At 34.3% G+C, this 24,347-nt stretch carries 27 protein-coding genes; 20 read left to right on the top strand and 7 right to left on the bottom strand.

All coding sequences use genetic code 11. The features are described from left to right. Positions 1 to 72: 72 nt before the first annotated feature. From CW752_RS01205 to pyrH, 3 genes are all read right to left on the bottom strand, one after another. The gene (locus CW752_RS01205; RefSeq protein WP_101237980.1) at positions 73 to 1,131 is read right to left on the bottom strand and encodes a 3-oxoacyl-ACP synthase III family protein; all 1,059 of its coding nucleotides are present in this window, start codon (positions 1,129 to 1,131) and stop codon (positions 73 to 75) included. Positions 1,132 to 1,359: 228 nt separating this feature from the next. Beyond that, positions 1,360 to 1,914 carry a ribosome recycling factor gene (gene frr, locus CW752_RS01200; protein ID WP_101237979.1) on the bottom strand — a complete coding sequence of 185 codons (555 nt, stop codon included), beginning with the start codon at positions 1,912 to 1,914 and terminating at the stop codon, positions 1,360 to 1,362. Between the two features lie 94 nt (positions 1,915 to 2,008). After that, positions 2,009 to 2,716, bottom strand: a complete 708-nt coding sequence (pyrH, locus tag CW752_RS01195; RefSeq protein WP_101237978.1) for a UMP kinase — start codon at positions 2,714 to 2,716, stop codon at positions 2,009 to 2,011. A gap of 166 nt (positions 2,717 to 2,882) precedes the next feature. On the opposite strand from pyrH, the gene porQ reads away from it, so the two are divergent. The 5 genes from porQ to CW752_RS01170 all read left to right on the top strand — a co-directional run bounded on the left by porQ (position 2,883) and on the right by CW752_RS01170 (position 5,950). Continuing rightward, on the top strand, positions 2,883 to 3,875 hold the full coding sequence (gene porQ / locus CW752_RS01190; protein ID WP_101237977.1) for a type IX secretion system protein PorQ: 993 nt from the start codon (positions 2,883 to 2,885) through the stop codon (positions 3,873 to 3,875). 63 nt (positions 3,876 to 3,938) lie between these two features. Next, positions 3,939 to 4,613 (top strand): (d)CMP kinase, encoded by a 675-nt coding sequence (cmk, locus tag CW752_RS01185; RefSeq protein WP_101237976.1) that lies wholly within the window; start codon positions 3,939 to 3,941, stop codon positions 4,611 to 4,613. A 96-nt stretch (positions 4,614 to 4,709) separates the two neighbouring features. Continuing rightward, the gene (locus CW752_RS01180; protein ID WP_101237975.1) at positions 4,710 to 5,060 is read left to right on the top strand and encodes a YtxH domain-containing protein; all 351 of its coding nucleotides are present in this window, start codon (positions 4,710 to 4,712) and stop codon (positions 5,058 to 5,060) included. Positions 5,061 to 5,140: 80 nt separating this feature from the next. Then, positions 5,141 to 5,449, top strand: coding sequence for a phage holin family protein (locus CW752_RS01175; protein WP_047496002.1), 309 nt, complete (start codon positions 5,141 to 5,143; stop codon positions 5,447 to 5,449). A 3-nt stretch (positions 5,450 to 5,452) separates the two neighbouring features. Continuing rightward, entirely contained in the window at positions 5,453 to 5,950 is a 498-nt protein-coding gene (locus tag CW752_RS01170) for a phosphoribosyl-ATP pyrophosphatase (RefSeq protein WP_101237974.1), read from the top strand. A 70-nt stretch (positions 5,951 to 6,020) separates the two neighbouring features. Here CW752_RS01170 and CW752_RS01165 read toward each other — a convergent pair whose 3' ends face one another. Beyond that, the gene (locus tag CW752_RS01165; protein ID WP_101237973.1) at positions 6,021 to 6,746 is read right to left on the bottom strand and encodes a TrmH family RNA methyltransferase; all 726 of its coding nucleotides are present in this window, start codon (positions 6,744 to 6,746) and stop codon (positions 6,021 to 6,023) included. On the opposite strand from CW752_RS01165, the gene CW752_RS01160 reads away from it, so the two are divergent. Then, positions 6,732 to 9,332: a BamA/TamA family outer membrane protein gene (locus CW752_RS01160; protein WP_101237972.1), complete on the top strand. Its 2,601-nt coding sequence runs from the start codon at positions 6,732 to 6,734 to the stop codon at positions 9,330 to 9,332. The two genes, CW752_RS01165 and CW752_RS01160, sit on opposite strands and share 15 nt — an antisense overlap. Here CW752_RS01160 and CW752_RS01155 read toward each other — a convergent pair. Both CW752_RS01155 and CW752_RS01150 read right to left on the bottom strand, forming a co-directional pair. Beyond that, positions 9,329 to 9,946: a vancomycin high temperature exclusion protein gene (locus CW752_RS01155; protein WP_101237971.1), complete on the bottom strand. Its 618-nt coding sequence runs from the start codon at positions 9,944 to 9,946 to the stop codon at positions 9,329 to 9,331. The two genes, CW752_RS01160 and CW752_RS01155, sit on opposite strands and share 4 nt — an antisense overlap. Beyond that, positions 9,943 to 11,067, bottom strand: a complete 1,125-nt coding sequence (locus tag CW752_RS01150; protein WP_101237970.1) for a ferredoxin--NADP reductase — start codon at positions 11,065 to 11,067, stop codon at positions 9,943 to 9,945. Before CW752_RS01150 ends, CW752_RS01155 begins: the two co-directional genes overlap by 4 nt. Positions 11,068 to 11,100: 33 nt before the next feature. Here CW752_RS01150 and CW752_RS01145 point away from each other — a divergent pair, with 33 nt between their 5' ends. The 12 genes from CW752_RS01145 (at position 11,101) to CW752_RS01090 (ending at position 22,199) form a co-directional block, all read left to right on the top strand. Then, positions 11,101 to 11,661 carry a TlpA family protein disulfide reductase gene (locus CW752_RS01145; RefSeq protein WP_101237969.1) on the top strand — a complete coding sequence of 187 codons (561 nt, stop codon included), beginning with the start codon at positions 11,101 to 11,103 and terminating at the stop codon, positions 11,659 to 11,661. Positions 11,662 to 11,687: 26 nt separating this feature from the next. After that, on the top strand, positions 11,688 to 12,659 hold the full coding sequence (locus CW752_RS01140; protein WP_185117545.1) for a FecCD family ABC transporter permease: 972 nt from the start codon (positions 11,688 to 11,690) through the stop codon (positions 12,657 to 12,659). Between the two features lie 227 nt (positions 12,660 to 12,886). Further along, the gene (locus tag CW752_RS01135; protein WP_101237967.1) at positions 12,887 to 13,264 is read left to right on the top strand and encodes a GxxExxY protein; all 378 of its coding nucleotides are present in this window, start codon (positions 12,887 to 12,889) and stop codon (positions 13,262 to 13,264) included. Between the two features lie 72 nt (positions 13,265 to 13,336). Continuing rightward, positions 13,337 to 14,260 carry an ABC transporter ATP-binding protein gene (locus CW752_RS01130; RefSeq protein ID WP_101237966.1) on the top strand — a complete coding sequence of 308 codons (924 nt, stop codon included), beginning with the start codon at positions 13,337 to 13,339 and terminating at the stop codon, positions 14,258 to 14,260. 165 nt (positions 14,261 to 14,425) lie between these two features. After that, on the top strand, positions 14,426 to 14,878 hold the full coding sequence (locus CW752_RS01125) for a MarR family winged helix-turn-helix transcriptional regulator (RefSeq protein ID WP_101238053.1): 453 nt from the start codon (positions 14,426 to 14,428) through the stop codon (positions 14,876 to 14,878). A gap of 52 nt (positions 14,879 to 14,930) precedes the next feature. Further along, positions 14,931 to 17,324 carry a 3-hydroxyacyl-CoA dehydrogenase/enoyl-CoA hydratase family protein gene (locus CW752_RS01120; protein ID WP_101237965.1) on the top strand — a complete coding sequence of 798 codons (2,394 nt, stop codon included), beginning with the start codon at positions 14,931 to 14,933 and terminating at the stop codon, positions 17,322 to 17,324. 82 nt (positions 17,325 to 17,406) lie between these two features. Further along, on the top strand, positions 17,407 to 17,871 hold the full coding sequence (tnpA, locus tag CW752_RS01115; protein ID WP_101237964.1) for an IS200/IS605 family transposase: 465 nt from the start codon (positions 17,407 to 17,409) through the stop codon (positions 17,869 to 17,871). 105 nt (positions 17,872 to 17,976) lie between these two features. Next, complete coding sequence (locus tag CW752_RS01110) at positions 17,977 to 19,155, top strand: acetyl-CoA C-acyltransferase (RefSeq protein WP_066695279.1); 1,179 nt, start codon at positions 17,977 to 17,979, stop codon at positions 19,153 to 19,155. Positions 19,156 to 19,191: 36 nt separating this feature from the next. Continuing rightward, a complete protein-coding gene (locus CW752_RS01105; RefSeq protein ID WP_101237963.1) occupies positions 19,192 to 19,548 on the top strand; it encodes a four helix bundle protein in 357 nt (118 codons plus the stop codon). A gap of 50 nt (positions 19,549 to 19,598) precedes the next feature. Then, on the top strand, positions 19,599 to 21,374 hold the full coding sequence (locus CW752_RS01100; protein ID WP_101237962.1) for an acyl-CoA dehydrogenase family protein: 1,776 nt from the start codon (positions 19,599 to 19,601) through the stop codon (positions 21,372 to 21,374). Between the two features lie 140 nt (positions 21,375 to 21,514). Beyond that, positions 21,515 to 21,835 carry a hypothetical protein gene (locus tag CW752_RS01095; protein ID WP_101237961.1) on the top strand — a complete coding sequence of 107 codons (321 nt, stop codon included), beginning with the start codon at positions 21,515 to 21,517 and terminating at the stop codon, positions 21,833 to 21,835. 31 nt (positions 21,836 to 21,866) lie between these two features. Further along, positions 21,867 to 22,199: a YegP family protein gene (locus tag CW752_RS01090; protein ID WP_101237960.1), complete on the top strand. Its 333-nt coding sequence runs from the start codon at positions 21,867 to 21,869 to the stop codon at positions 22,197 to 22,199. Positions 22,200 to 22,251: 52 nt separating this feature from the next. Here CW752_RS01090 and CW752_RS01085 read toward each other — a convergent pair whose 3' ends face one another. Continuing rightward, a complete protein-coding gene (locus CW752_RS01085) occupies positions 22,252 to 23,067 on the bottom strand; it encodes a T9SS type A sorting domain-containing protein (RefSeq protein WP_101237959.1) in 816 nt (271 codons plus the stop codon). 267 nt (positions 23,068 to 23,334) lie between these two features. Between CW752_RS01085 and CW752_RS01080 the strand changes: the two genes are divergently transcribed. Continuing rightward, complete coding sequence (locus CW752_RS01080; protein WP_101237958.1) at positions 23,335 to 23,781, top strand: phosphohydrolase; 447 nt, start codon at positions 23,335 to 23,337, stop codon at positions 23,779 to 23,781. Positions 23,782 to 23,789: 8 nt separating this feature from the next. Then, positions 23,790 to 24,347, top strand: a 558-nt coding sequence (locus tag CW752_RS01075; RefSeq protein WP_145957847.1) for a M48 family metallopeptidase, incomplete at its 3' end; no start/stop codon positions are given.

The following is a 24,347-nucleotide window of genomic DNA, read 5'->3' as shown; positions in this document are numbered from 1 at the left end:
GCATTTCGACGTAGTCAATTATTAAACTTTTGGAGACAACCTCTTTTAAAATTATATTGTATAAACAATGTTTTAAAATTGATAAACAAACGCATTGATATTCATTCCGGCTCCTACAGAAGCAAATAAGACAACATCTCCCTCTTTAATCTCATGATTTTCTAGCTCCCCTTTTAAAATCATAGCCAGTAACGATGGAATTGTTGCCACACTACTGTTACCTAATTTATGAATAACCATAGGCATTATATTCTCCGGAACCGGGGCACCGTATAATTGATAAAGTCTGTTGATAATCGCTTCATCCATCTTTTCATTAGCCTGGTGGATAATAATTTTGTTAATTTGCTCGATACCATAGCCACTATCATCCAAACATTTTTTCATTGCTGCAGGAACGTTCAGGAGGGCAAATTCATATATTTTTCTCCCATCCATCTTAATATACCTTGTATCGGGGCATTTTTCATTATTATATGACTTCCCAAAATACAAATAGTCTTTCTCATTCAATGTATATGAAGCTGATAAATGAGACTGAATTCCTAATCCTTCGTTACTAACTTCCAACACAGCAGCCCCTGCTCCATCAGCATAAATCATACTGTCTCTGTCATGAATATCCACAACACGGGAAAGTGTTTCAGCACCAATCACCAGACAACGTTTCGCAATTCCGGATTTAATAAAGGCATTGGCTTGTATAACTCCTTCAATCCAACCCGGACACCCGTATAATACATCATAGGCAACACAAAAGTTATTTCTTATTTTTAATAAATGTTTAACCCTCGCAGCAAGACTAGGTACCATATCAGACTGAATAGTTCCAAAACGGACATCCCCAAAATTATGGGCAAATATGATATAATCCAAAGTCTCAGGATCTATTCCTGAATTTTCTATTGCCGCCTGAGCTGCTAAAAACCCCAAATCTGAAGTAACCTGTGTGCTATGTGCATATCTTCTTTCTTCAATGCCGGTAATTTTTTTCAATTTATCTGTAATGCATGCATTATTCTCCTTTAATAACATTCCTTCTTCATTTAGAAAAACATGTTTATCAAAAAATAAATTAGTTACCGTTTCAGATGGAATATAGTTTCCCACACCAATAATCTTTGCCATCACTTTAATGTTTAATTTCCTGTTTTAATAAAATTTTACAGAAATAGTTGTATAGATATGAATAATCAACGTTAAATTGTATTATTATATTGCAGCAATTATTTTATTATTAAAAAAACATCAATGCTTAGCACAGCAATAAAATGTATTGATAAGTGGATCAGGATATTAAAAAGAAAAGAGGTTTCCTTTCGGGAAACCTCTCTTTAGTATTTTTTCAAAAACTGAAAATTATACTTTCATAATTTCAGCTTCTTTTGTTTTAAGATGCTCATCGCAAAGCTTAACATATTTATCTGTATACGTCTGGATTTCTTCTTCCACACCTTTTACAATATCCTCAGAAACACCTTCAAGCTTTTTAAGTTCTTTTAAACCATCCTGTCTTGCGTTTCTAACCACGATTTTTGTCTGCTCAGCTTCTCCTTTAGCTTGTTTTGCCAGCTCTCTTCTTCTCTCTTCTGTTAAAGGTGGTACATTAAGGATAATGTTTTCTCCGTTGTTAGAAGGTGCAAAACCTAAATTTGAGTTGATGATCGCTTTTTCAATAGCATTGATAGCTGTTCTGTCCCAAGGTTGAATAGAGATGGTCATTGCATCCGGTACAGAAACATTGGCAACCTGATTGATGGGAGTCATAGCTCCATAATATTCAACCATTACATCCTGAACCATTGCTGTAGAAGCACGTCCTGCTCTGATTCTTTGAAATGCGTGGTCAAGGTGTTTTACCGCAGCGTCCATGTCCTGTTTTACAGATTCTAATATTAGATCTAATTCTTCCATTATTATAGTATAGTTTGATAAATTACACATTAATTTAATGATAAATGATGATTGATAAATGACAGATAATATTGTCTATTTTATCGTCCAGTATCTATAAATCAACCAGAGTACCAACATTTTCTCCTTCCACGATTTTTAATAAATTTCCATCCTTATTCATATCGAATACAATAATAGGTAATTTATTTTCGTGGCTTAAAGTAAATGCCGTCATATCCATTACCTTAAGGTTTTTCTCAAATACTTCATCAAAAGATAATGAGTTGTATTTTACAGCATCAGCATTCTTTTCAGGATCGCTATCATAGATTCCGTCTACTCTGGTTCCTTTTAGAATAACATCAGCTCCAATTTCGATGGCTCTTAACGTTGCTGCGGTATCTGTTGTAAAATAAGGGTTTCCGGTTCCTGCTCCAAAGATCACTACCCTCCCTTTTTCAAGGTGTCTTACTGCTCTTCTTTTGATGAAAGGTTCCGCTACCTTATCCATTTCGATGGCAGACTGAAGTCTTGTTTTGATTCCTGCATCTTCCAATGCTCCTTGCAATGCCATACCGTTGATCACAGTAGCCAGCATTCCCATATAATCTCCCTGTACTCTGTCCATTCCTTTTGCAGCACCTGCCACTCCACGGAAAATATTTCCTCCTCCAATGACGATCGCTACTTCACAGCCCTTATCTACCACTTTCTTGATCTCAGTTGCATACTCCTGCAATCTTTCGTTATCAATACCGTATTGTCTGTTCCCCATTAAGGCCTCACCACTAAGTTTCAGAAGGATTCTTTTATATTTCATCTTTTATTTTTAATAACTTTTTAATAGAGTTGATTCTCTCAAATTTGATTTTGCAAATATAATCATTAAAAATATTGATAAAAGAAAAATATTTAATTAGAAATAATGTCAGAAATATTTTGAAAAGTACGAAAAAGGATTATTTTTGCATTAATTATAAATTGAATTGAAGAAAATTATCATTTTTTCATTATTTCTATCAGGAATTGTTTCTTATGCGCAAACAGGAACAAATGTTTATCCGTTCTTAAATGTACCTGTATCTGCAAGACAAGCTGCTCTGGGTGGTGATGCAATTTCTATAAGAGATTATGATGTTTCCTTTGCGATTGCAAACCCTTCCTTATTGAATAAAGACTCTGATAAACAGCTATCAGTAAATGCGACAGCCTATCTTGCCGATTCTAAGTATGGTACTATTGCGTATGCCAAAGATTTTGAAAATGGCCATATGGCAACCATCAACGCCAGATATATGAACTATGGAAGTATTCCAAGAACAGATGAGAGTGGTTTCGAAAATGGAGAATTCAAAGCTTCAGATATTGCTATAGGTGCAGGATATGCTTACCAGTTTGAAGAAGACTGGACCATTGGTGGAGGGCTTAATTTCATTACTTCAAAAATTGATAATTACACTTCTTCTGCCATCTCGGGAACAGCAGGAATCACATATCATAACAAAAAGAACAAAGAAGTACTTTCTCTTGTATTACGAAATTTCGGATTCCAATTGAAATCTTTTAACGGAGTACGAGAAAACCTTCCTTTCAGAATTGATTTGGGCTTTACCAAAACTTTAAAAAACTTCCCTCTTGCCATCACTATTACAGCGCATGATCTCCAAAAATTTGATATTTCTTCAGAATATAATATTGACGGACAAAAAGTAAATGCCGGCAGAAAAATTGCAGACCACTTCTCTTTAGGTGCAGAATTGTTCCCTGAAAAGAATTTCAATATCAGACTGGGATATAACGTAAAAAGAGGAAATGAACTTGCCGTAGCAGATCAAAGAAACTTCTCCGGACTCTCTGCAGGATTTGGAATTAAAGTTTCAAGATTCCGTATTGATTACGCTCATATAAGGTATCACAACTCATCGAATGTCAATCAGATAGGAGTCTCCATGGACCTTTCCAGCCACGCAGGAGAATAAATCATCTCCTTAAATTTTCTTAAATAGTCTTGATTTTTAAGAAAAAATCTTGACATTTGCAGTATGAAAAAACCTGTAATAGCTATCGATGGGTACTCGTCTACCGGAAAAAGTTCTATTTCTAAAATCATTGCCGACACTTTAGAACTTATTCATATGGATACAGGAGCTCTTTACAGAGGAGTTACCTGGTATGCATTACAGCATTGCCTGGATGAAAATGGTAATATTGACCTGAAGTCCTTATTTACTTCATTACACCAGATCAATCTTGAATTTAAAAATAATAACGGAATACTTGTTCTTTATCTTAATAATACCGATATTTCTAAAGAAATCCGCACCAATATAGTCTCCGACAATGTAAGTCTTGTAGCCAAGCAAAAAGAAGTAAGAGATTTCTTATTACAATCTCAACGTTCTTTGGCAGAAAAAGGAGGCGTGATTATGGATGGACGTGACATAGGGACAGTAGTTCTGCCAAATGCAGACTATAAATTCTTCCTTACTGCCAGTATTGATGAGAGAACCAATAGAAGATACCTTGAGCTAAAAGGCCTGGGAATTGAAGCTGATAAAGAACATGTAAAACAAAATCTGATCGAAAGAGATAAGATTGACAGTGAGCGTGAAATAGCCCCTTTAAAGCAGGCTGAAGATGCCATCGTCATCGATAACTCCAATTTAACCAAAGAACAAACAATAGAACTTATCCTGTCTTATATTCAAAAGATTTAACAATTTTTAATAGGCTTAAAGCCCCTTTTGGTATACAAATTGTAAGTTTTATTACTATAAAAAACTAATCTATTATTAATTATTAAAAAACTTAAAATGTCTAGAAAAGGAAAAAATACAGCAGGTATATTGGCAGGACTTCTTGCAGGTGCTGCAGCAGGTGTAATCTTAGGAATGCTTTATGCACCGGAAGAAGGTAAAGAAACCAGAAAAAAAATCAAAACAAAAGCTAACGATCTTAAAGATCAGGCAAAAAACAAATACGGAGAGGTTTCTGAAAAAGTGAAAGACCAATACGGCAATATTTCTTCAACCTTTAAAGAAACAGCAAACAATGTAGCACATACTGTGAAAGACGGATATGATAAATACAAAGATCAGATTGTTTCTAAAACTGCAGATGTAGTAAAAGATGTAGAGGCGGAATTGAACGATCTAAAAAAATAAGTAATTTATCTTTTTTAAGTAAATTACAAGAAGGAACTTTTGTACGAAAGTTCCTTTTTTTGTAACTTTAAAAAAAAACAATGATAGAAACTATTAAAGAATATGCCTCGAAGAGAATAGATCTTCTGAAAATTGAAGCTACTGAAAAGTCGTCTCTTTCTGCCGGGCTCATCACCTACTTTGTAGTACTGCTTGTTGCTTTTGCTTTTTTTATTATCCTGTTCAATTTTGGAATTGCTTTTCTTATTGGTAAAGCGTTGGATAATTATTCTTACGGGTTCTTGATTGTTGCTGCATTTTATGCTTTAGTAATGGCTTTTGTCATTGCCTTCAAAAATAAGATTGTCAATACTGTTGCAGACCAGGTTATTAAATTTTTAAATCATTAAACAATGAGCAGAAAGTACGAAAGCATAGAAGAATTAAGAAGAAAGAAAAAATTACTGAAAGATGAGATCAGTGATTTGGAAAACCTTCTTACCTTCAAAAATACAAAAGAAAGTTTAAGCGCATTTACTAATGGTTTATCAGATCAGTACCTTCAGGAAAAAATAGATGAAGACGGTGACGAAAAAGTGGTACTTAGAAAAGATGTCATTGCTAAACAGCTTACTTCAGAAGTAAAAGACCTGCTTATTAATAAAAATACAGCAGTGGGACTTGCAAGCACTGCCTTCAAAGGAAATGTTACCGACAGCCTAATTAAACTGGGGGTAACAGCGTTGGTAGGAAACTATGCCAAAAAAAATATGAAAAGCTCTAACTGGAAGAAAAAATTAATTGGGGCCGCTTTAGTATACCTGGCTCCTATCGCACTGAAATATGTCCGAAAAAAAATGGAAGTATACCAGAAAAATAAAAGCGTTTCCAGTATGGAACAGCTGATATAAGGAATTAGGGCTTAGGATTTAGGAAATAGTGATATTCTATTCCCTAAGCCCTAATTTCTAACTCTATTCCCTATTTCGAAAATAATTGCCCTAAAATAATTCCCGCCGCCATTGAAACATTTAAACTTTCTGTCGACTGAGATTTTCCGAATCTTGGAATACTAATTGATTTTTGAAGAAGCTTTTCTGTTTCCGGTCTCATGCCATTTCCTTCGTTACCTAAAATAAGATTGATTTTTCCGGGCTTTTCAAAAGTATAAATATTCTCTCCTTCCATATCCGTTCCGATATTCACATTCTCCGTTGCAGAAAGATATTCAACAAGATCTGTATAAACAAGATTCACTCTTGTAAAAGATCCCATAGTAGCCTGTATTACTTTTGGATTATAAAAATCCACAGTGTCTTCACTACAGATGATTTGTTCAATTCCAAACCAATCTGCTAATCGGATAATTGTACCTAAGTTCCCGGGATCCTGGATTCCATCCAAAACCAATTGAATTTCTTTATCCTCCATTTTTTCTTCCTCGGCCAAATAACATACTGCCATAGAATCTTTTGGGGTTTTAAGGAAACTAATTTTTTTTAACTCATTCTCAGAGATATGAGTAATTGGGGTATCAGTACGGTCCAATTTTTGTGGATCGGTTGATAATATTTCTTTAACTTTAAAGTTAGAATTAAAAAGTTCACAAATGATTTTATTACCTTCAACCAAAAACAAATTGTATTTTTGTCTGAACTTCTTTTTATCTAAAGATTGTAAAACTTTTATTGTATGAGCTGTAAGCATTATAAGAATTCTCCTCAAAAATATTATAAAATTATCTCATTTGCAACATTTGTTGGCCTCCTTTATGCTTGTAGTACAACAAAAAAAGTTCCGAATGGCGAATATCTGCTTACAAAGAACAATTTCGAATTCGAAGATAAGAGAGAATTTTTCGATGAAGAACTAAAAGATTATGTTCAGCAAAAGCCTAATAAGAAGCAACTTCTTTTCATGCCATTAGGCTTGTTATTTTATAATATGGCCAATCCGAAATACGATACCATCCTCAATGAGTATATGACGTATCCCGGAGAGATGAGAAATCAGAAACTAAGGGATTCTTTATTTCTTAAATATAATATGAAGAGCAGTGTAGGAAAAAGCCTTCTTTTCGACCGTATTCTACACAATTGGGGAACTCCGCCGGTTATACTGGATCAGACCAGAAGTGAAAAAAGTGCCGAATCTATCAAGAAAAGGCTTATCTACAGAGGATATTGGGACCCGGAAGTAAGTTACAAGCACAACCTGGATTCTTCTTCTAAAAAAGCAGCTGTCAATTATTTCATTAAACATAACGAGCCTACCATTATCAAAGATTATTATTACAATATTCCTGATCTTGGAATTAAAGGCTATTATACATCCAATCTTGATAAAACTTTAGTAAAGTCCAAACAGGTTCTCGACCAAACGGTTCTTGAAAAAGAGGTTTCGAGAATTACAGAACTTATGAGAGAGTTCGGATATTATAAATTCAACAATCTCAATGACGAGGTATATTTTGTGGCTGACTCTCTTAAAAGCAAAAAAAATGTCCCTCTTACCCTAGAGATTCATAAGGATTCTTTGGATACCCCTTACAAGGTTTCAACTTTTGGAAATATCGACGTTGCCATTGTGGATGAACCAGGTGATTATCCTAAACACACCACTAAAGATAGTTTAAGAAGAATCAGGTTCCATACGATGAATAAAAATTATAAAATATCATCATTATGGCGAACCATTATTGCAGATAGCAAACAGACTTTTGATCAAAAAAAACTGGATGTAACCAAAAGAAATATTTTGGCGATGAACAATTTCAGTATTGTAAAGGCAAGGGATTCCTTAAGACAAGGAGGAATGTCTGCACCCAATGACAGTATTGTAGATGTTTTATATGTACTAAAGCCTTTGCCAAAATATGAGCTTAAAGTTGGTTTGGACGGTAATTATTCTCAGGTACTCAATCTGGGGATCTCTCCTTCTGTAGACCTTACGACAAGAAATGTTTTTAAAGGAGCTGAAAACCTGTCTACCAGTCTTTCAGGAACATTTGGATCCATCAAAAGTACAGAGGACCTTAGTAAAAGGGCTTTGGCATATGAGATATCGGCTCAGGTATCACTTGCCTTTCCGAGACTGTTGTTACCTTTCAATTATTATCGATTTATTCCTAAAAGATATACTCCTACTTCATCCATTTTGCTAGGTTCATCTATTCAGACTAATATCGGTCTCGGAAGGGTCAATTTTAATACCGGATTGAATTATCAGTTTAATGTTAATGATCAGGTTTATCACAAGCTAACGCTATTCAACACGCAAATCAGTTTGACCAAGAATAAAAATGCCTACTATGATTATTTTGTGAATGACAGGGTTATAAAAGATGCCATGTTAGCAGATTATTTTGCCTATAGACCTAAAATTGGAACTGCTTTTGCAAACGGACAAATTAGTCTAGATACAGTTTCTCAGGATATTCTGGAAGACGCAGACTATCAACAGCAGCTTAATCAACAAGGCAATGATCTTTTAACTACATTCAGAGGGAGTCTTATTAATAAGGAAAGACAGACGGAAGATGTTCTTATCTCTTCGATGATCTACAATTTTGTATATAGTGAAATTGGTAAAAAAGATTATCCAAATGCCTTTTACTTTAACGGAAAAGTAGAACTTGGAGGTAATATCTTAAGTTTATTCAATAAAAAAAGTAATGATGGAGGGATTGTTTCAGGACCGCAAAAGACCATTTTTGGAATTCCTTATGCACAATTTATAAAATTTGATGTTGATGCAAGAAAGTACTTTAAATTCAACGGCAACCAGACTTTAGTTCTTCGTCAGTTTATTGGCGTAGGGGTACCTTATGGAAATTCCAGAGATATGCCTATTATTAAATCCTACTTCAATGGAGGTTCTAACGATATCAGAGCTTGGGTAGCATTCGGTGGATTAGGCCCTGCTGCCTCTCAGGTAGATGAAAGAATACGTGCTTACATGACGAATGATGTAAAGCTTACGACCAACATTGAATATAGAATTCCGTTTAATAGCATGTATGAAGGAGCTATATTTACGGATATGGGGAACATATGGAGTCTTCGTAATCATGAAGATGCTCATGATGATCAATTTAAATTTGGCAAATTCTTAGGACAGATGGGTATTGGTAGTGGATTTGGATTGAGGGTAAATGTTGCTTATATTACTTTCAGACTGGATCTTGCTTATAAAATTTATGACCCTAACAGACCTGAAGGAGATCGATGGAGATTCAAAGATTTCCAACCTTTTAAACCTACTGTAAATATCGCGTTCGGATATCCTTTCTAATCCGGAGAAACGCCTAAAATAAAATATACTACAGCAATCACGCGGGCGAGGATTTCCCTCGCCTGATTTCTGTAAAAACTTTCAGGTTTGGTGACATCCTGGGCATCAAAACCTAAAGCATTCATATCATTATTTCTTGCAAAAAACAGAGCACGAAGATTATGATATCCCTGAGATACAATAATCACGTTTTTCTTTTTATAAACGTCTTTACAACGCAAAATACTTTTGTATGTATTGAAACCTTTGGGATCTTCTACAATAATATCTTCCGGAACTCCTTCCTGATTCACCAGATAGTTTTTCATCGCAGCCGGTTCATTATATCCTTTACTCTTTTCCCCGCTTACAATAATCTTTTTGATTTTTCCATGATGGTAAAGAAGTGCTGCCGCATCCATTCTTTTGGTAAAATAAGGATTAGACTGCCCTGATTTCATTTTAGGAGAAGTTCCTAAAACTAAAGCAATTTCCCTTGGTGGTATTTTGGATATCTTGGTATAAGTACGGCCGTTAGTCAATCCAAAAACCCAGATATTACAGAGGCATATCAATAGAATTCCCAGCTCTATTGATATGAAACTTAAGTTAAATATGTTCTTAATAATTCTCAACTAAGATCAAAGTTAAGCTTTATTTTTTTACTTTTCACAATAGACATACAAGCCAGTATATGCCTCTGCTTCTCTTCTTTCTCCGTAAGATACTCATTCTCCAACAGTTCCACCTCTCCTTCTTCCAGTAAACATTCACAACTTCCACAAATTCCCGATTTGCAGGAGTAAGGTACAGGAAACTTCTGAATAAGAAGCTGTTGTAATATTTTATCTTTATTGTCCGGCAATTGTGTTGAGTAATTTTTTCCCAACATTGTAAATTCTACTTCAATATTTTCAATGTGAGGAAATTCTACTTCTACAGGGTAAATATCATCATTAAACTCCTCAAACAATTCAAAATGAATATTCTTTTTGGGAATTCCATGATGGTAACAAGCATTGGCTAAGGTTTTGATCATCTCCCCTTTTCCACAAATCAAAACTTCATCTACCGCATCCCAAATCGTAGATTCTTCATCAGTATCATCCAAATGTAAAATTTGATTGATAATGAGATTTAATTTTTTTTCGTCTAATCTTCCATAGAAAAACTGATCAGCCGTTTTTTCCTGCGAGAAAAAGTAAAAAATCTGAAGTCTGTCTCCACATGTTCTGGCAAGATTGTCCAATTGCACTCTATAGGTCAAATCTTCCGAGCTTTTATTCCCAAAAAACAAAAACAATCTCGTTCTTGGCTCATTATGAAGAATATTTTTGAAATGACTTAAAATCGGTGTAATCCCAATTCCTGCAGCAAATGCAACAATTGTTCTGAATTCACTTGGTTTGGTCACTAAGGTAAATCTTCCCGCAGGCTCACTTACAAGTAGCACATCTCCAACGTTGTAATTTTTAAATAGCTGCGCTGTAGCTCCTTTCGGTGAATTTACTTTTATTCCCAAGCTTATTTTTCTTTCATACGGGGCTGAAGTCATCGAATAATCATTAATAACCTCTTTACCATGTGATTGAAATTTTACACTGACAAATTGCCCTGCTTCAAACTTAAAATGATCTTTCAAGCTCTCCGGAATTTCAAACTCCAGAGAAAAAGTATTTTTGGTCAGCTCTTCCTTTTTCGCTATTTTTAACGGATGAAACTGTATCAGTTTCCCTTTATAGATTTGTTGTTCCATAACTTCAATTCAAAAATAGATAAAAAATAATTTATGAAGAAGATAATTTTATCAGCGTTGATCCTAACTGCACTTTACAGCTGCAAAAAAGAAGGCCAAAAAACAGATGCTAATGCAACGACAGATTCTCTTTCTGTAGTTCAAGATACAAATACTGAAACAAGTACCTATATTCCGAAAGAACTTTCTCCTGAAAATGTAGGACAACATTTAGCTAAAAATAATGATACATTGTACGTAACTAATTTTTTTGCTACATGGTGTGGACCGTGTATGAGAGAAATCCCAAGTTTTAAAAATAAAATGCAGGAGCTAAAAGATAAACCTGTAAAATTCACCTTCATCAATCTTGATGAAAAAGCTGATTGGAACGGAGCTGTTAAAAATTTTGTTGTAGAAAACAATCTTGGTAAAAATGTGATTTTATTGGACGGACAAAAATTGGATCAAAACTTTTTCTCTAATAATTTCAAGCAATGGGACGGAGGTTCTATTCCTTTCACTTTCATGAGAAAAGGGAATAAAACAGACGAATATTTGGGAATGATGACGGAAGAAGTATTGAATTCAAAAATTGAAACTTTTTTAAAATAAAAATATCCGGACCTTTTTCCTGAATCATGTCAAAAAGATTTAAAATCCTGTGTTTATTATTAATGATTGCAATTATTGTAAGCGCAATGATCAATCTGAATACAGGATTTTTAAGTTTAAATTTTGAGGATTTTTTCCAAAACACTTCTCATAGTCAGATTGCTGAAATCCGTATCAACCGTGTATTGGTAATGTTATTAGCCGGCATTTCTATTCCAACCTCAGGCTTTCTGATGCAGGAATATTTTCAAAATCCATTAGCCGGACCGGATATATTGGGGATTACTTCAGTAGCCAGCCTATCAGTGGCATTTTATATATTTTTTTCCCACGATATCCCTCTTCCGGAATTTTTGCAAAATAGTTTTTTAAGCTTATCGGCTATCGGAGGAAGCTTATTGCTGATGCTGGTGTTATTATCTATGTCTAATAAGTTTCAGGATAAATCGTATCTCATTATTTTTGGATTTTTAGTATCTGCTTTTGCAGGAGCTATTGTTTCTCTACTTCAATTTTATGCGGAGAATCAAAGTCTGAAAAACTATATTTTATGGTCTTTCGGAGCCAATAATATGGTCACCAGGAATCAGATTTATGTATTATCTATTTTAGTATTGATTGGATTATTTTTCTGTTTCAAATCTATAAAACCGTTAATTGGGAATTCTCTGGGAACTTCATATGCACAAAGTTTAGGAGTTAATTTAAAGCACTTAAAACTTCTAATCATAGCAGCTTCTTCCCTACTTTCGGCTTCTATCACAGCATTTTTGGGGCCTATTTTATTCATTGGAATTATTGTTCCGCATTTCTGCAGATTGATCTTTAATCCATCCAAACTTTGGCAACAATGGATACTGAATATGTTTTTGGGAATGCTTATTATGTTATTTTTCTCAGTCATTGCAGAGAAAACGCAAATCCCACTGAATGTAATAAGTTCTGTATTTGGAATCCCTGTGATTCTAGGAATGCTTTTGAAGCAAAATAAGGTTTGATTTTTTGTTGATAAACGCAAAGACGCAAGTTTTTTACCTATATCATGCTTTAGGGCGCAAGGATTTTATCTCAGATAAAATTTAGCAACGCATAAAATTATCCATTCCCCTTACTGAAAATCTTTGATTTTCTTGCGCCTTAAAAATATGCGTAATACATAATAAATCTTTTGCGTCTTTGCGTTTTTCCAACAATTCATTACATTTATATATTAAAACACACATAAATGACAGAAAATGAATTATCAAGAGTGGTTTTTGATGCAGGCTTAAAAATTCATAAAAAGCTTGGAGCCGGTTTATTTGAACACGTTTATGAAGAATGTATATTTTATGAACTTACCCGATCAGGATTTTTAGTAGAAAAACAAAAATTACTCCCTATCATATATGAAGATTTAAAGATCGAAAATGCTTTCAGATTAGATATGATTGTAGAAAATAAACTAATTTTAGAAATAAAAACTGTTGATTATATAAATTCTATTCATAAAGCACAGCTTTTAACCTATTTAAAAATGACAAATTGTAAGCTAGGCCTACTTCTTAATTTTCAATCTGATGTTTTCAAAAATGGAGTAACAAGAGTCGTTAATTATTTATAATTAACCAAGTCCATTGTTTTTAAAACAGTACTTTTGCAAAGCATTTACGCCTGCATTTAATCAATTTTAAATATGCACCTACAGATCAAACAAGCTAATATCGGATACAATAAAGCATTAATTTCAAATGCTAATGCAGATTTAAAACTAGGTGATGTATGTTTGTTGATTGGCAATAACGGTGTAGGAAAAACCACCCTGATTAAATCAATCCTCCACCAGATTCCTTTGCTTGATGGTGAAATTCTAATCAATGATAAAAATGTAAAAAAGCTTTCTGTAAAAGAAATCGCTGAGAATATTGCTATTGTTTTTTCAAAATCAGTCATTCCACAGCATTATACAGTTGAAGATCTCATTTCGCTCGGAAAATATATCTATTACCCTTTTTATTTTGAATTAAAAAAAGAAGATCGCGAAGAGGTTTCCCATATTATTGAAGAATTGAATCTTATCCAATACAAATCTACCCTCCTTAAAAATCTTTCAGACGGAAATCTTCAAAAAGCTTTTATTGGACGGGCTATAACCCAAAATGCTCCCATTATTATTCTGGATGAACCCACAACGCATTTGGATGAAAAAAATAAGATTATTATCCTTAAAACTCTTAGAAAACTGGCTAAAGAACAAAATAAGCTTATTCTATTTTCTTCTCATGACTGGAGACTCGCTAAAGAGTTTGCAGATAAAATATGGTATATCAATGCTACACAACTACATGCCGGGATTGTAGAAGATATTTTACTGAAACATGAAGAACTCACCAATGCTTCTTTATTTCAAATGAACGAGAATTTTATAGCTCCACATATTGTAGCACCGAAGGTTTACAAAGAAATGTTGTATTCTTTGCTTCAAAAAAACTTCTCAAAAGACCTTTCTTTCCTTCATTTTGAGTTCCAACACAAATTTTGGATAATTACTAACGATTCCACGAAACAACAATGTGAATCTTTTGAAGAAATCATCAATTTCGTTAAAAACATTCATTAATACTTTATTTTCATTACACATTCCATATACTATGCATGCATAATATTATGCTAGTCATATAATTTAATCTACTTATTATCAGCTTATTAACAAAATTTAACGTTAGTAAATATTATGCATGCATAATATTTACTAAATTTGGGTAAAACCATTTGCGCATCAATGATGGATAATAACAAGGAAAAAATAGAAAACGTAGATTTAATTTTAAAACAGACCTGGTTGGCTGTTTCAAAAATGTATACAGAATTGGCTCAGGAACACGATTCTACAGCTGTACAAGCTCTAACCCTTCTTAAAATTGATCCCAAAGAAGGGACCCGAAGTACTAATCTTGGACCTAAGATGGCTATAGAACCTACATCTTTAACAAGAATCATTAAACTTCTGGAAGATAACGGATATATCTATAAGGAAAAGACCACTACCGATAAAAGAGAGGTGATCATTAAGCTTACGGATAAGGGGTTAAACTCCAGAAATATGTCAAAGGAAGTCGTTGTCAACTTTAATAAAAAGGTGATGGAAAAGATTGCTCCGGAGAAAATGGAAACCTTCAAAGAGGTAATGGCCGAAGTCATGAAAATAGCTAATGAATTACTCAATAACAGAAAATAAGTTATCATAAGCATATGATTACTTATGCCCAATAAATAATAAAAATTTACATATGAAAAGAAGAATCAAACATGTAACGGTTCTTGGTTCAGGAATTATGGGAAGCGGTATCGCGGCTCACTTCGCCAACATCGGTGTGGAAGTGTCACTTTTGGATATTGTCCCTTTTGAACTGACCGAAGCTGAACAGAAAAAAGGTTTGACCAAGGAAGACAAGGCAGTAAGAAACAGAATTGCTTCCGAAAACTTTGAAAAACTTAAAAAAGCAAGTCCTGCACTTCTTTATTCACCAAAGTTTGCAGATAGAATCAAAGTCGGAAATTTCGATGATGATTTACAAAAAATAAAAAATACAGACTGGATTATTGAAGTAGTAGTAGAAAGACTTGATATCAAAAAGTCTGTATATGAAAAGATTGAACAATTCAGAAAACCGGGAACATTAATTTCTTCTAATACATCCGGGATTCCAATTCATCTGTTAACAGAAGGAAGAAGCGAGGATTTCAAAAAATATTTTGCAGGAACACACTTCTTTAACCCGGTAAGATATCTTCCTTTATTAGAAATTATCCCTACAAACGATACAGATCCTGAAATCATTGATTTCTATATGAACTATGGAGCAAAATTCTTAGGTAAAACAACTGTTTTAGCAAAGGATACTCCTGCTTTCATCGCCAACAGAATTGGTGTATTCTCAATGATGGATCTTCTTCATAATGTACAAAAACTAGGACTTACTGTTTCCGATGTAGATAAATTAACAGGTCCTGTTATCGGACGTCCAAAATCTGCCACTTTCAGAACAGCTGACGTTGTAGGTCTTGATACTTTGGTAATGGTAGCCAATGGTGTTCGCCAAAGTGGTGCCGAAGCTAACGATTTTAACGATGTGTTTGCTCTACCTGGCTATATCCAGAAGATGATGGATAATAAATGGCTAGGTTCAAAAACGGAACAAGGTTTCTACAAGAAAGTGAAAAATGCAGAAGGAAAATCTGAAATTCACGGATTAAACCTTGATACATTGGAATATGAACTACAAGGAAAATCTTCATTCCCTACTCTTGAATTAACAAAGTCAATTGATAAACCAATTGACAGATTCAAAGTATTAATTGGTGGCAAAGATAAAGCAGGTGAATTATACAGGAAATCTTTAGGAGCCCTATTCGCTTATGTTTCACATAAAGTACCTGAAATTTCTGACGAAGTTTATAAAATAGACGACGCCATGAGAGCCGGTTTCGGATGGGAAAACGGTCCTTTTGAAATTTGGGATGCAGTAGGCGTTCAAAAAGGTATTGAACTGGCTAAAGATGCAGGCTACGAAGTCTCAGACTGGGTTAAAAACGTAGAGACTTTCTACAAAGTGAATGATGAAGGGCAAAGCATTTACGTTGATAAAAACTCAGGAACATACAATAAAATTCCTGGACAGGATGCATTCATTATCCTTGATAATATCAGAAAAAATAAAACACTTTGGAGCAACTCCGGAGCTTCTATTGAAGATCTAGGAGACGGAATTATCAACTTTGAGATCCGCTCAAAAATGAACTCTCTTGGAGGCGAAGTTCTTGACGGATTAAACAGAGCTATCGATTTAGCAGAAAAAGAATACGATGGATTAGTAGTCGGTAATCAAGGTGCTAATTTCTCTGTAGGTGCTAACCTCGCAATGATCCTAATGATGGCTATTGAGCAAGATTGGGACGATTTAAATATGGCTATCGCTTACTTCCAGAAATCAATGATGAGAGTACGCTACTCCTCTATTCCTGTAGTAGTAGCTCCTCACGGAATGACTTTAGGAGGTGGTTGCGAAATGACCATGCACGCAGACCGAGTAGTAGCCGCAGCAGAAACTTACATCGGATTGGTAGAAACCGGTGTAGGCGTAATCCCTGGTGGTGGTGGTACTAAAGAACTTACTCTGAGAACTTCAAGAGAATTCCACAACGATGATGTTAAAAACAACAGACTTCGTGATGCATTCATGAATATTGCAATGGGTAAAGTAGCCACTTCTGCCTATGAAGCTTATGATATGGGAATCCTTGAAAAAGGTAAAGACATCGTTTCCGTAAGCAAAAACAGACAAATTGCAGAAGCTAAAAAAGTAGCAAAACTATTGGCAGAGCAAGGATATACTCAACCTATCGAGCAAAAGGTAAAAGTTCTTGGTAAAGATGCATTAGGAATGTTCTACGTAGGAACAGACCAAATGTTAACAGGAAAGTATATCTCCGAACACGACAAAAAAATTGCAGACAAACTAGCCAACGTAATGGTAGGTGGAAATTTATCTGAACCAACAGTTGTTACAGAACAGTATTTATTGAACCTTGAAAGAGAAACATTCCTTCAACTTTGTGGTGAAAGAAAGACTTTGGAAAGAATTCAGTACATGTTACAAAATGGAAAACCATTAAGAAACTAAAGGGAGCTCCGTAGGAGCGAACTGTTAATAGAAATGAATAATATAAAAATCAGAGCCTCGTAGAGGCGACCTGTTAATTTTTATGGCCAATACCTATACACAAATTTATATTCAAATTGTTTTCGCAGTCAAAGGAAGACAAAATCTGATTTCAAAAGAAAACAGAGAAGAATTACATAAATTGATTACAGGCATTGTTTCCAATAGAAATCAAAAATTATTCGCTGTTTTTGCAATGCCTGACCATGTTCATATTCTTGTAAGCATGAATCCTACAATATCTGTTTCAGATTTAGTAAGAGATATTAAAGCGGGATCATCAAAATTTATCAATGAAAAAAGATGGATAAATGGAAAGTTCAATTGGCAGGAAGGTTATGGAGCTTTTTCTTATTCTAAAAGCAGTGTTGACTCGGTTGTAAAATATATTTTAAACCAGGAAGAACATCATAAAAAGAAAACTTTTAGAGAAGAATATCTGGATTTTATGTCAAAATTTGAAATAGAATTTGATTCAAAATATTTATTTGAATGGATTGAAGATTAACAGGTCGCTCCTACGGAGCTCCACCAATTGCAAAACAATAGATCTATAAACGGTTTACCTCTACGAGGCAAAAATCTTTCAAAAACAATTTAATTAAACAAACAAATGAAAACAGCATACATTGTAAAAGGGTTCAGATCAGCGGTAGGAAAAGCTCCAAAAGGTTCTCTACGCTTTACTCGTCCCGACGTTATGGCAGCTACTGTTATTGAAAAATTAATGGCTGAGCTTCCGCAATTAGATAAAAACAGAATTGATGACCTTATTGTAGGAAATGCAATGCCTGAAGCAGAGCAAGGATTAAACGTAGCTCGTTTGATTTCCTTAATGGGATTGAATACAGATAAAGTTCCGGGAGTAACAGTAAACAGATATTGTGCTTCAGGAAGTGAGGCTATCGCTATTGCATCGGCTAAAATTCAGGCTGGTATGGCGGATTGTATCATCGCAGGTGGTACAGAATCCATGTCTTACATTCCGATGGGAGGTTATAAACCTGTTCCCGAAACGGATATTGCAAAAACAAATCCTGATTATTATTGGGGAATGGGTTACACTGCAGAGGAAGTAGCAAAACAATATAATATTACAAGAGAAGAACAGGATCAGTTCGCTTTTGAATCTCATATGAAAGCTTTAAAAGCGAATCAGGAAGGTAAATTTGCCAATCAGATTGTTCCGATTCCTGTCGAATATAATTTCCTGGATGAAAATCAAAAACTTCAGACTAAGAAATTTGATTTCTCTGTAGATGAAGGACCAAGAGCTGACACTTCTTTGGCAGGACTTGCTAAACTTAGACCCGTATTTGCCAATGGAGGAAGCGTAACAGCAGGAAACTCATCTCAAATGAGTGACGGAGCTGCTTTCGTAATGGTAATGAGTGAAGAAATGGTAAAAGAATTAGGTCTTGAGCCAGAAGCAAGATTAGTGGCTTATGCTGCTGCAGGACTTGAGCCAAGAATCATGGGAATGGGACCTATCTATGCTATTCCAAAGGCTTTGAAACAAGCAGGTCTTGAATTAAAGGACATCGATTTGATCGAACTTAATGAGGCTTTCGCTTCTCAATCTGTTGCTATAAAAAAAGAATTAGGTTTAAATCCTGACATTTTAAATGTAAACGGAGGAGCTATCGCTTTAGGTCACCCACTGGGATGTACGGGAACAAAACTTACCGTTCAGCTTCTTGATGAAATGAGAAGACGTGGCAATAAATATGGAATGGTTTCTATGTGCGTAGGAACGGGACAGGGAGCAGCTTCTATTTTTGAATTGTTATAGACTAAAAAGAGTAAAGAATAAAGAGCAAAGACTATAATGAAACATAACTTCAAACATCTTAACATCTGGAAACTTTCCATTGAACTAGCTGATGAAATTTATGTTATTACAGATAGTTTTCCAAAAAATGAAGAATTTGGACTTAAATCTCAAATTAGAAGATGTTCAGTTTCTGTGGCTTCAAATATTGCAGAAGGTTCAAGCAGAAGTTCAAATAAGGATTTTAATCGTTTTTTGGAAATAAGTCTTGGTTCTCTTTATGAATTACAAACACAAATTATTATTTCGGGTAACAGAGATTACCTTGAAAACTCTAAAATTGAAATAATAGAAAATAAAATCACAGAACTACAGAGAATGATTTCTGGCTTTCAAAAGAATTTAACATTGTAAGTCTTTATTCTTTTCTCTTTGTTCTTTAATCTAAAAAAATAAAATAATATATGGCTACATTAAAAGGCGGGGAATTCCTAATCAAGCAAATTCCTGCAAACGAAATTTTCAGCATTGAAGAACTGAATGAAGAACAAAAAATGCTTCGTGACTCTGCGAAGGAGTTCATAGATAGAGAGGTTGTGCCTCAAAGAGAACGTTTTGAAAAGAAAGATTATGCTTTCACTGAAGAGACCATGCGTAAGCTTGGTGAAATGGGAATGTTGGGAATTGCAGTTCCTGAAGAATATGGAGGTTTAGGAATGGGCTTTGTAACAACAATGCTTGCTTGTGACTATCTTTCCGGAACTACCGGTTCATTAGCAACAGCTTATGGAGCACATACGGGAATCGGAACTTTACCTATCGTTCTTTATGGAACTGAAGAGCAAAAGAAAAAATATCTTCCGGATTTAGCTACAGGAACAAAATTCGGAGCTTATTGCTTAACTGAACCCGATGCCGGCTCTGATGCCAATTCAGGAAAAACAAGAGCTAAGCTTTCTGAAGACGGAAAACACTATATCATCAACGGACAAAAAATGTGGATCTCCAATGCAGGATTTGCCGATACTTTCACATTATTTGCTAAAATTGATGATGATAAAAACATTACTGGTTTTGTAATCAATCGTTCGGAACTTGAAAATCCTGAAAGCTTAACTTTCGGAGAAGAAGAACACAAATTAGGAATTCGTGCCTCTTCTACTCGTCAGGTTTTCTTCAATGATATGAAAATTCCAGTAGAAAATCTTTTAGGAGAAAGAAATAACGGTTTCAAAATCGCTTTAAATGCTTTGAACGTTGGTCGTATCAAATTAGCTGCTGCTTGTTTAGATGCTCAAAGAAGAATTTTAAACCACTCTATCCAATATTCTAACGAAAGAAAGCAATTTGGAGTTTCTATTTCTACTTTCGGAGCCATCAGAAAGAAAATTGCTGAAATGGCAACAGGAGTTTTTGTAAGTGAGGCAGGTTCTTATAGAGCTGCTAAAAACGTTCAGGATAAAATTGATGAATTAGTAGCCGGAGGAATGGACCACCAGGCAGCTGAACTTAAAGGAGTTGAAGAATTTGCTGTAGAATGTTCAATTCTTAAAGTATTCGTTTCTGACCTTGCCCAAAATACTGCGGATGAAGGAATCCAGGTATATGGCGGTATGGGATTCTCTGAAGATACTCCCATGGAAGCAGCTTGGAGAGACTCAAGAATTTCAAGAATCTATGAAGGTACCAACGAAATCAACAGATTACTAGCTGTAGGAATGCTGATCAAAAGAGCAATGAAAGGTGAATTAGACCTTTTATCTCCTGCGATGGCAATCAGCAAAGAATTGATGGGTATTCCTTCATTTGAAGTTCCGGATTATTCTGAATTCATGAGTGAAGAAAAAGCAATTATTGCTAATCTTAAGAAAGTATTCTTAATGGTTTCCGGAGCTGCTCTTCAAAAATATATGATGGACATTGAAAAACAACAACATTTATTATTAAACGCTTCTGAAATTCTTAATCAGATTTATATGGCAGAATCTGCCGTATTAAGAGCTGAAAAGCACTTCTCTCCTGATTCTGTAGAAGCAGCTATGGCACAGCTAAATCTTTATAAAGCTGTTGAGAAAATCACTGTTGCTGCTAAAGAAGGAATCATTTCATTTGCTGAAGGAGATGAACAAAGAATGATGCTTTCAGGATTAAGAAGATTCACTAAGTATACCAATAATCCAAATGTAGTAGCTTTAACTGAGAAGGTTGCAGCTCATTATATTGAAAAAGGAGCTTATTAGTCTTTATAACATAAATTTTGATTTCGGCGTCTCAGTTTTGAGGCGCCTTTTTTATTAATATATTTTATGACGTTGAAGCCTTTTTTAGAATTATTAAAAATTCAAAAAAAATTATTAATTTTAATGTTAAATTAATACACATGAAAAAAAGATTATTATTCTTAATGTTATCCTACGTCACTATTAGTGCACAAACAATAAGAAAACCTAAGCTTTTACCTAAAACGGATACGACCAAAACAATCAACAATAATCAATCTCCTGGAAAAACCGGAATAAATTCCGATAAACCTTTAAAAGAGCTTTATAAAATAGCGACCTTCAAACCAAAGGATACGGGAATCTATATGGCATTAAAAGAGCCTAAAAAAGAATATTCAAAATATAAAATATTAAATTCCGCCATTCCTGAAAAATCAAAAAACAGTATGAAAAAGGTATCACCGGTACCATCCAAATAAAATCACAATAATCAATCTAAAAAAAATTATTATGGGAAAATTTATTATTTCAAAGAGAAGCAATGGTGACTTCCAATTCAATCTCAAAGCAGGAAATGGACAAGTGATATTAACCAGCCAGGGATATAGTACGAAATCATCCTGTGAAAGTGGTATCACTTCCGTTAAGACAAATTCACAAGAAGATTCAAAGTTTGAAAGAAATACCGCTAAAGACGGCAGATGCTATTTTAATCTGAAAGCAGGAAACGGACAAATTATTGGAACAAGCCAAATGTATGAATCTGAAAACGGAATGGAAAACGGAATAGAATCTGTAAAAAACAATGCTCCACATGCTTCTATTGAAGAAGAAAGTCATTAAATAAAAAGGGATAGCCCAACAGCTATCCCTTCTTGTTTTTATAATCAAAGCACTATTTTTTGATAACTTTTTGAATGTTTATTCCTTTTTTTGTTTCAATTTTAATAAGGTACTCCCCTGATTCCAACGAAGACATATCTATTTTTTTATTTTCATTGAGTACAGTTTTCACAAATCGTCCCGTCATATCAAAAACCTCCGCAGATATTATTTTTTCAGGTGACTCTATAGTAAGCTGATTTTTAACTGGGTTAGGATACACTTTAACCGTTTGGTCAGATTTTGAAGACTCGGAAACTCCTAGTACAGATCCTGTCGCGACTTTTATATCATCTATACGCAACTGATTACCACCACTTGACTGAAAGTTTCTAAAACATAATCTAATTGCCTGCCCCATATAATTGCTGGGAATATTGATGGATCTGGTAACAAATGTGGGTAACTGTACCGTGTTTCCAGCAGTATTTAATATTTCTTGGAAAAGAGGAGCCTCCGTTCCTTGAAAAGTAGCATTATTACCTAATATATACACTGCATAACGTACGGTACTTCCAGAATCATCAGTTGATGCTCTAAAGGATAATACTGTATTACTCGTTGGCAGTTGAATATTACGTGAAGTTAATACATTATCTGTATTGCCGTCCACAAATGAGGTAGCCACATTGTTTTGACTGGGCCCCACATTCCAAGTATGCCATGAATAATTGTTTCCATCTCGTTCTGTAACAGTCCAATTAGTACCTGGTACGCCAATTGCTCCGAGCTGCTCTCCCTCAAAATTTTCAAAAAAGATAGTATTCTGAGCATGAGCAACTGTTCCCATAAGAACACAGCTGATTAAAGAAAATAATTGTTTTTTCATATTTTTTTCTTTAAAATTAAATTTTATTTAATAATAATACAATAGAAATATTAAAAACATAACTAAAAAACTAACAACATGCTGATTTAATTAAAATAAAATTAACAAACAATAACTTTAATTGATTATTTACTACATTAATGAATAAAATTATAATAGCTTACAATCTCTTTAAATAGGATATAATATTTGTATAAAAATAATTTCTATAAAAGTGCTCTATTTTTTAAGTCATTTTTTATTTTTGTATTCTATTTTCATAGAAAAATGACAAAAGAAGAATTATTAAATAGGGCCATAAAAATCGCTGATAAAGCGCATAAAGGACAAACCGATAAATACCATGCTCCCTACATTGCACATGTAATGCGCGTGATGGAATATGGCAAAACCATGGATGAAAAAATCGTAGGAGTACTCCATGATGTTGTAGAGGATCATCCCTTAGAATTCAGTCTTGATTATTTAAGAACAGAAGGCTTCCCTGAATATATCATCTTTGCCATCAGCTGCCTGACTAAATTTGATCCTGAAGAAGATTATGATGAATTTGTCAAAAGAACAGAAAGATCTCCCCTTGCCGTAGCGGTAAAACTCAATGATCTTCGTGATAATATGGACCTGAGAAGAGTCAACAGAGAACTTACCCCTAAAGATATCAAAAGGTTTAACAAATATTTAAAAGCATATCGTTATCTGATAGAAAAATATTAATAAAGCACATGACTAATAACCTGCCTAAAATTTCATCAGCTTATCAATCTAAGCTAACTTCGGCTATTATATCAGTATCATTTTTTTTTCTGATCTATCTAGCTCTTATCCTTGTCTCCCTCCTGATGGTTTTCTTATTGGGATATGGTGCAATAAAATTATTAAGTATCAATGTCAATTATTTGACTCTGATTGGAGCAGGAGGACTATTCAGTGTAGGGGGTTTTGTGTTTATATTTCTCGTTAAGTTTATTTTTAGAAAAAATAAATATAATACCAGTCATTTAATAGAAGTAACCCGTTCTCACCAACCTGAACTTTTTCAAATTATTGATGAAATTGTGGCGGAAACAAAAGTGCAGGCTCCTAAAAGAGTTTTCCTTTCACCGGATGTCAATGCCAGCGTTAGTTATAATTCAGTTTTCTGGAGTATGTTTTTACCGGTAAAGAAAAATCTGACTATCGGTATAGGGCTTGTAAATTCAACAAGTGTAGGAGAATTAAGAGCAATTCTGGCACATGAATTTGGACATTTTTCCCAAAGAAGCATGAAAATCGGAGGCTAT

The sequence above is a fragment of the Chryseobacterium sp. PMSZPI genome (assembly GCF_002835665.1).
GTDB lineage: Bacteria > Bacteroidota > Bacteroidia > Flavobacteriales > Weeksellaceae > Chryseobacterium.
This window is presented reverse-complemented; position numbering and strand designations above follow the sequence as displayed.

What these genes read in the sequence shown, in the direction of transcription:
- frr (WP_101237979.1), bottom strand. Translation starts at nt 1,914, where the DNA reads ATGGAAGAATTAGATCTAATATTAGAATCTGTAAAACAGGACATGGAC.
- pyrH (WP_101237978.1), bottom strand. Translation starts at nt 2,716, where the DNA reads ATGAAATATAAAAGAATCCTTCTGAAACTTAGTGGTGAGGCCTTAATG.
- cmk (WP_101237976.1), top strand. Translation starts at nt 3,939, where the DNA reads ATGAAAAAACCTGTAATAGCTATCGATGGGTACTCGTCTACCGGAAAA.
- CW752_RS01180 (WP_101237975.1), top strand. Translation starts at nt 4,710, where the DNA reads ATGTCTAGAAAAGGAAAAAATACAGCAGGTATATTGGCAGGACTTCTT.
- CW752_RS01175 (WP_047496002.1), top strand. Translation starts at nt 5,141, where the DNA reads ATGATAGAAACTATTAAAGAATATGCCTCGAAGAGAATAGATCTTCTG.
- CW752_RS01170 (WP_101237974.1), top strand. Translation starts at nt 5,453, where the DNA reads ATGAGCAGAAAGTACGAAAGCATAGAAGAATTAAGAAGAAAGAAAAAA.
- CW752_RS01160 (WP_101237972.1), top strand. Translation starts at nt 6,732, where the DNA reads ATGAGCTGTAAGCATTATAAGAATTCTCCTCAAAAATATTATAAAATT.
- CW752_RS01165 (WP_101237973.1), bottom strand. Translation starts at nt 6,746, where the DNA reads ATGCTTACAGCTCATACAATAAAAGTTTTACAATCTTTAGATAAAAAG.
- CW752_RS01150 (WP_101237970.1), bottom strand. Translation starts at nt 11,067, where the DNA reads ATGGAACAACAAATCTATAAAGGGAAACTGATACAGTTTCATCCGTTA.
- CW752_RS01145 (WP_101237969.1), top strand. Translation starts at nt 11,101, where the DNA reads ATGAAGAAGATAATTTTATCAGCGTTGATCCTAACTGCACTTTACAGC.
- CW752_RS01140 (WP_185117545.1), top strand. Translation starts at nt 11,688, where the DNA reads ATGTCAAAAAGATTTAAAATCCTGTGTTTATTATTAATGATTGCAATT.
- CW752_RS01135 (WP_101237967.1), top strand. Translation starts at nt 12,887, where the DNA reads ATGACAGAAAATGAATTATCAAGAGTGGTTTTTGATGCAGGCTTAAAA.
- CW752_RS01130 (WP_101237966.1), top strand. Translation starts at nt 13,337, where the DNA reads ATGCACCTACAGATCAAACAAGCTAATATCGGATACAATAAAGCATTA.
- CW752_RS01125 (WP_101238053.1), top strand. Translation starts at nt 14,426, where the DNA reads ATGGATAATAACAAGGAAAAAATAGAAAACGTAGATTTAATTTTAAAA.
- CW752_RS01120 (WP_101237965.1), top strand. Translation starts at nt 14,931, where the DNA reads ATGAAAAGAAGAATCAAACATGTAACGGTTCTTGGTTCAGGAATTATG.
- tnpA (WP_101237964.1), top strand. Translation starts at nt 17,407, where the DNA reads ATGGCCAATACCTATACACAAATTTATATTCAAATTGTTTTCGCAGTC.
- CW752_RS01110 (WP_066695279.1), top strand. Translation starts at nt 17,977, where the DNA reads ATGAAAACAGCATACATTGTAAAAGGGTTCAGATCAGCGGTAGGAAAA.
- CW752_RS01105 (WP_101237963.1), top strand. Translation starts at nt 19,192, where the DNA reads ATGAAACATAACTTCAAACATCTTAACATCTGGAAACTTTCCATTGAA.
- CW752_RS01100 (WP_101237962.1), top strand. Translation starts at nt 19,599, where the DNA reads ATGGCTACATTAAAAGGCGGGGAATTCCTAATCAAGCAAATTCCTGCA.
- CW752_RS01095 (WP_101237961.1), top strand. Translation starts at nt 21,515, where the DNA reads ATGAAAAAAAGATTATTATTCTTAATGTTATCCTACGTCACTATTAGT.
- CW752_RS01090 (WP_101237960.1), top strand. Translation starts at nt 21,867, where the DNA reads ATGGGAAAATTTATTATTTCAAAGAGAAGCAATGGTGACTTCCAATTC.
- CW752_RS01085 (WP_101237959.1), bottom strand. Translation starts at nt 23,067, where the DNA reads ATGAAAAAACAATTATTTTCTTTAATCAGCTGTGTTCTTATGGGAACA.
- CW752_RS01080 (WP_101237958.1), top strand. Translation starts at nt 23,335, where the DNA reads ATGACAAAAGAAGAATTATTAAATAGGGCCATAAAAATCGCTGATAAA.